This window comes from Phenylobacterium sp., assembly GCF_028290885.1.
In the GTDB taxonomy this organism is placed as follows: Bacteria; Pseudomonadota; Alphaproteobacteria; order Caulobacterales; family Caulobacteraceae; genus Phenylobacterium.
This window is the reverse complement of record NZ_JAQGIZ010000281.1, coordinates 1-5,218: the sequence shown is the minus strand read 5'-3', so window position 1 is coordinate 5,218 and position 5,218 is coordinate 1. Positions and strand designations below refer to the sequence as shown.

Here is a 5,218-nt window from a genome sequence, read left to right as displayed (position 1 = left end):
GTCGCCATGGAGATCCGCGCCGCCGGCGGCGAGGCGGTCCACAACTCCGACAGCGTCACCAGCCTGCGCGCCGTGGAAGGCATGGTCGAGCAGGCCCGCGACACCTTCGGCGGCCTGCATGCGGTGATCAATCCGGCCGGCATCCTACGCGACGTGATGTTCCACAAGATGACCGAGCGCGACTGGGACCAGGTGATCGAGGTGCACATGCGCGGCTCGTTCAACGTCGCCCGCGCCACCATCGAGCTGTTCCGCGAGCAGAACGACGGCGCCTACATGTTCTTCACCTCGACGTCCGGCCTGTTCGGCAACATCGGCCAGGCCAACTACGGCGCGGCCAAGATGGGCATCGCCGGCCTCTCGCGGATCATCGCCATGGAAGGCGCCCGCAACAATGTGCGCTCCAACTGCCTGGCGCCGGTCGCCTGGACGCGCATGACCCAGTCGGTGCCGATCAAGGACGAAGCCGCCGCCGCGCGCCGCAAGGTGATGGCCGAGAAGATCCGCGCCGACCAGCCGGCCCGCTTCTCGGTGGCCATGGTCGCGCCGGCCGCGGCCTCCGTCTCCGGCCAGAACATCGGCGCCTCGGGCGAGAACATCATCCTCTACTCCCAGCCCCGGCCGGTCGAGACCGTGACCAAGGAAGAGGGCTGGACGGTGGACTCCATCATCAAGGAAGCCATCCCCAAGATGGCCCCCAAGTTCTTCGACCTGAACCGCGCGCCCATGGCGGGGTCGCAGCAACCGCAGAAGCAGCCGGCGTAGCCACAAACATCGGTGTCATCCCGGAACGTCGCGCAAGCGGCGTGTCCGGGACCCATGAACGCGACACTCTACGGATAAGCCCAAACCTCGGTGTCTATGGGTCCCGGTCTTCCGCTGCGCGGAAACCGGGATGACGCTGGGTTACAACCTATGCCGCTGCCGCCACTGGTCCCGCGTCAGCTCCCAGTAGCGCGAGCGGCGGATCGTGCCGTCCGCCCGCTTGGCGTCACGTTCGCCCATGGGGACGAAGCCTGCGGCCTCGATGAGCCTGGCGGAGCGGGCGTTGTCGAGGGCGGCGGTCAGCCCGATCAGCCGCAGGCCCAGCGTCTCGAACATCCAGCCGAAGGTGTGGGCCGCGCCGGTTCCGCCCTGGCCGTGGTTCTGGGCCTCGGCGCGCACGGCGCCGGCCAGCTCGCCCGAGGCGCGCTCGGGCCAGACGGTGATCTTGGAATAGCCGCTCACCTCGCCCTTCGGATCGAGGGTCAGGATCAGCAGGCCCTCCCCCGCCAGCGCTTGCGCCTGGGCCTCCGCCACCCAGCGGGTGACGCTCTCCTCGCCGATCGGCCGGGGCAGGTCGTAGATCGGGTCGGAGACGCGGGGATCGCCCAACAGCGTCACGAGCCCCGGCACATGGCTGAGGTCGGCGCGGACGCGGCCGGGTCCCAGCGACGCGACATCGACGGTGCGCACCGCCCGGCGGATCGCCTCGGCCTCGGCGTCGGAGGCGTGCAGCACGGTTTTCGGCGGGGCGCTCATGATGTCGCGAGCCTCTTCAACGCCTCCCCGTCGAGGCGGCGGACCGTCCAGTCGTCCTTCGCCGCGGCGCCCAGGCTGTCGTAGAATTCGATGGAGGGGCTGTTCCAGTCGAGCACCGCCCATTCCAGCCGCCCGAGGTCGGCCTCGACGCAGCGCTGGGCGAGCCGGCGCAGCAGCGCCTTGCCGGCCCCCAGGCCTCGCGCGCCCGGATTCACGAACAGGTCCTCGAGATAGATCCCCGCCCGGCCGCGGAAGGTCGAGTAATTGTAGAACCACAGCGCGAAGCCCACCGGCTGCCCGTCGGCTTCGGCGATGTCGCAGAAGCAGCGCGGGTTCTCGCCGAACAGGTCGCGGCGGATGTCGGCCTCGGTGGCCTCCACCTCGTGCAGCAGCCGCTCGTACTCCGCGAGGTCGCGGATGAACGACAGGATCAGGGCGCCGTCGGCCGGCGAGGCGACCCGGACCTGCACGCCTGTGGTCGCGACGCTCATGCCGGGGCGAGGCTCCCGTCGCCGATCTTCACGCCGGGCGGCGGCGGGATGCTGTCGGGCACAAAGAAGTCCGGCATCAGCGGCATGGTCGGATCGACCCGGTACCGTTCGAAGTCGCGCACGCCCTCGCCGTAGAGGAAGGTGTCGTCGATCAGGAAATTGCCGGTGAACTCGCGGGCCGGCTTCTCGAAGATCGCGTGGGCGGCGTCGGCCATGATCTCCACCGTGCGGCAGCGGCGCATGCCCTCGTCGCCGGCCAGGGCGTTGCGGATCGCCGCGGTGGCGATTCCGGTCCGCGGCCAAAGGGCGTTGAAGGCGATCCCATCGGCCTTGAACTCGGCGCTCATGCCGAGCACGCACATGCTCATGCCGAATTTGGCCATGCTGTAGGCCGTATGCCCGGCGAACCACTTGGGGTTCATGTCGAGCGGCGGCGAGAGCATCAGCACGTGCGGATTGGCGCTCGCCTTCAGGTGCGGGATGCAGGCCTTCGACGTCAGGAAGGTCCCCCGCGCGTTCACCTGGTTCATCAGGTCGTAGCGCTTCATGTCGGTGGCCAGCGTGCCGGTCAGCGAGATGGCCGAGGCGTTGTTGACGCAGATGTCGATGCCGCCGAACCGCTGCACCGCCTGCTCCACCGCGGCCACCACCGAGGCCTCGTCGCGAACGTCGACGATCAGCGGCAGGGCTTTGCCGCCGGCCGCCTCGATCTCCTCGGCGGCGGTGTAGATGGTGCCGGGCAGCTTCGGATGCGGCTCGGCGGTCTTGGCGGCGATGGCCACATTGGCGCCGTCGCGGGCGGCGCGCAGCGCGATCGCCAGGCCGATGCCGCGGCTGGCGCCGGTGACGAACAGGGTCCTACCGGAAAGGCTCATGGCTTTGCTCCTCAGGCGACCTTCGAAAAGTCGGGCGCGCGCTTCTGGGCGAAGGCCGCGAAGGCCTCCTTGGCTTCGGGCGACTTCAGCTGGGCGGCGAAGTGGCGGCCCTCCTGCTGCATCTGATCGGCGATGCCCGGCGCGTCGCGCATCAGGGCCTTGGTGATGGCGACCGACGAGGCCGGGCGGGCGGCGACGGCCTCGGCGGCGGCGCGGGCCTTGGCGCGCAGCTCCGCGGCCGGCACGGCGGCGTTGGCGATGCCCCAGGCGGCGGCGGTCTTGCCGTCCACCGCCTCGCCCAGCACGAACATGGCGAAGGCCCGCGCGTGGCCGATGCGGGCCGGCAGCAGCATGGAGGACGCCGCCTCCGGCACCAGGGCCAGGTTGACGAACGGCGTGGTCAGCAGGGCGTCCTCCGCCACATAGACCAGGTCGCAGTGCAGCAGCATGGTGACCCCGACGCCGACGGCGCGGCCGTGCACGGCGGCGACCAGCGGCGTCCTCGCGCGGCCCAGCGCGGTCAGCAGCGGATTGCCGCCCTCGCGCGCCTGGTTGGCGGTGGTGTCGCCGGAATTCACCGCGGCGAACTCCGAGAGGTCGTTGCCGGCGGTGAAGCTGTCGCCGTTGGCCTGGATCAGCACGCAGCGCACGTCCCTGTCGTCCGCCGCCCCGTCGATGGCGTCGCCCAGCGCCTGGTACATGGCCCGGGTGATCGCGTTCTTCTTCTCCGGCCGGTTCATGGTGAGGGTCAGCACCCCGCCGGATTTCTCGCTCAGCACATGCTCGGTCATTGAGGATTCCTCCCGCTGGTAGGGCGCAGTTAGGGACTTGCCGCCGGGGATATCAACCCGCGTGTCATCCCGGTTTCGCGGCACGCGAAGACCGGATGACATCGGGGAGAGGCGCCGACGGCTCTAGGCCGTCGCCCGGTACCAGTCGACGCCGTTCTCGTCCCGCGTCCGCACGGCCTGCCCTCGCGCGATCAGGCAGTTGAGGTGCGCCAGGCTCTCGCCGGTGGCCAGGCCCAGCAGGTTCTGGTCGATCTGCCGGCGGAACAGGGCGCGGAACACGTCCACCGCCCGCTTCGGCTCGGCGATCAGCTGGCGCAGCCGCGCAAGCCCCCGCTCATGCCCGGCGATCAGGTGGTCGATCCGGGCGTGCAGGCCGAAGAACGGGTCGTTGTGCGCCGGCAGCACCAGCACCTCGTCCGGCACCCGGGTCTTGATCCGCGCCAGCGAGGTCAGCCAGTCGGTGAGCGGGTCGCCGTTCGGCTCGGTGGGGAACACCGAGACGTTGGAGGAGATCTTCGGCAGCACCTGGTCCCCGGTGATGATCAGGTTGAGGTCGGGACACCACAGGCAGGCGTGCTCGGGGCTGTGGCCGGAGCCGACCACCACCTTCCACAGATGCTCTCCGATCATCACCTCGTCGCCGTCGCTCAGGCGCTGGAAGCTGTCGGGCAAGGCGTGCAGCGCGCGGCCGAAACCGCCGAAGCGGGCGCGGTAGGTCTCCAGCGCCTCGTCGTCCCAGCCGGCGGCCTTGAAGAAGTTAAGCGCGTCGGCCGGCGCCTCGCGGCCGGTGTCCGCGGCCAGCGAACGGCACATCAGGAACTCCAGCCGGCTGATCCACAGCCGGCAGTCGAACTTGCGGGTCAGCCAGCCGGCCATGCCGATGTGGTCGGGGTGCATGTGGGTGACGAAGACCCGGCTCACCGTCCTGCCGGCGAGCGGTCCCGCGAAAGCCTGCCGCCAGGCCTGCTGGGTCGCCGAGCCGCCCATGCCGGTGTCGACGATGGCCCAGCCCCCCTCCGGACCTGGGCCATCCTCGATCGCCCAGACGTTGATGAAGGCCAGCGCCCCGCCCAGCGGCATGCGCAGCCACTTCAGCCCGGCCGCGACGTCGATCGCCTCGCCGGTCTTGGGCCCCTGCTCGAACGGGTAGGTGAGCTTCGGTCGCGGATGTTCCGCAAAGGTCTGTTCGATCCCGTCGCGCAAAAGCCAGGCTCCAGATGGCTGGGCCTTCCTTTTGATCCTCTCGGCGGCGGAGCGCAAACGGCTTCGCCTGCGCGATGGGCCGGCGCCGCCGCGCCCAACTGATCGGAGATCATCCATGGTCACGCGTCCATGGAGCTGCGACCGCTCCCAGGAGAATTGCCCAAGGCGGCGCGCCGTCCTAGTGTCCCGATTCCGAAGTTCGCAAGCGCTTGCGGCTGGCTTTGGCGAACTTCGGAATCGATAAGGACACTAGCAAGTCTATGTTTCTAGTGTGCTATTTGGATTTGAAGTTCGCTCGGCGGGTGGCCCGTGAATGCGGCGAACTTCAAATCCAGCA

Annotated in this window: 6 protein-coding genes; 1 reads left to right on the top strand and 5 read right to left on the bottom strand. The window is 69.5% G+C overall.

The genetic code is table 11. From position 1 onward, the window contains the following. Positions 1 to 765, top strand: a 765-nt coding sequence (locus tag JWP28_RS18515) for an SDR family NAD(P)-dependent oxidoreductase (protein WP_299545255.1), incomplete at its 5' end; no start/stop codon positions are given. Between the two features lie 141 nt (positions 766 to 906). Here the strand turns inward: JWP28_RS18515 and JWP28_RS18510 are convergent. From JWP28_RS18510 to JWP28_RS18490, 5 genes are all read right to left on the bottom strand, one after another. Beyond that, complete coding sequence (locus tag JWP28_RS18510) at positions 907 to 1,521, bottom strand: GNAT family protein (RefSeq protein WP_299545254.1); 615 nt, start codon at positions 1,519 to 1,521, stop codon at positions 907 to 909. Beyond that, positions 1,518 to 2,012 (bottom strand): GNAT family N-acetyltransferase, encoded by a 495-nt coding sequence (locus JWP28_RS18505; RefSeq protein WP_299545252.1) that lies wholly within the window; start codon positions 2,010 to 2,012, stop codon positions 1,518 to 1,520. Before JWP28_RS18505 ends, JWP28_RS18510 begins: the two co-directional genes overlap by 4 nt. After that, positions 2,009 to 2,887, bottom strand: coding sequence for an NAD(P)-dependent oxidoreductase (locus JWP28_RS18500; RefSeq protein WP_299545251.1), 879 nt, complete (start codon positions 2,885 to 2,887; stop codon positions 2,009 to 2,011). The genes JWP28_RS18505 and JWP28_RS18500 overlap by 4 nt, the downstream gene beginning before the upstream one ends. An 11-nt stretch (positions 2,888 to 2,898) precedes the next feature. Further along, positions 2,899 to 3,678 carry an enoyl-CoA hydratase-related protein gene (locus JWP28_RS18495; protein WP_299545249.1) on the bottom strand — a complete coding sequence of 260 codons (780 nt, stop codon included), beginning with the start codon at positions 3,676 to 3,678 and terminating at the stop codon, positions 2,899 to 2,901. 123 nt (positions 3,679 to 3,801) lie between these two features. Then, positions 3,802 to 4,758, bottom strand: coding sequence for an MBL fold metallo-hydrolase (locus tag JWP28_RS18490; protein WP_299545257.1), 957 nt, complete (start codon positions 4,756 to 4,758; stop codon positions 3,802 to 3,804). Positions 4,759 to 5,218: the final 460 nt, after the last annotated feature.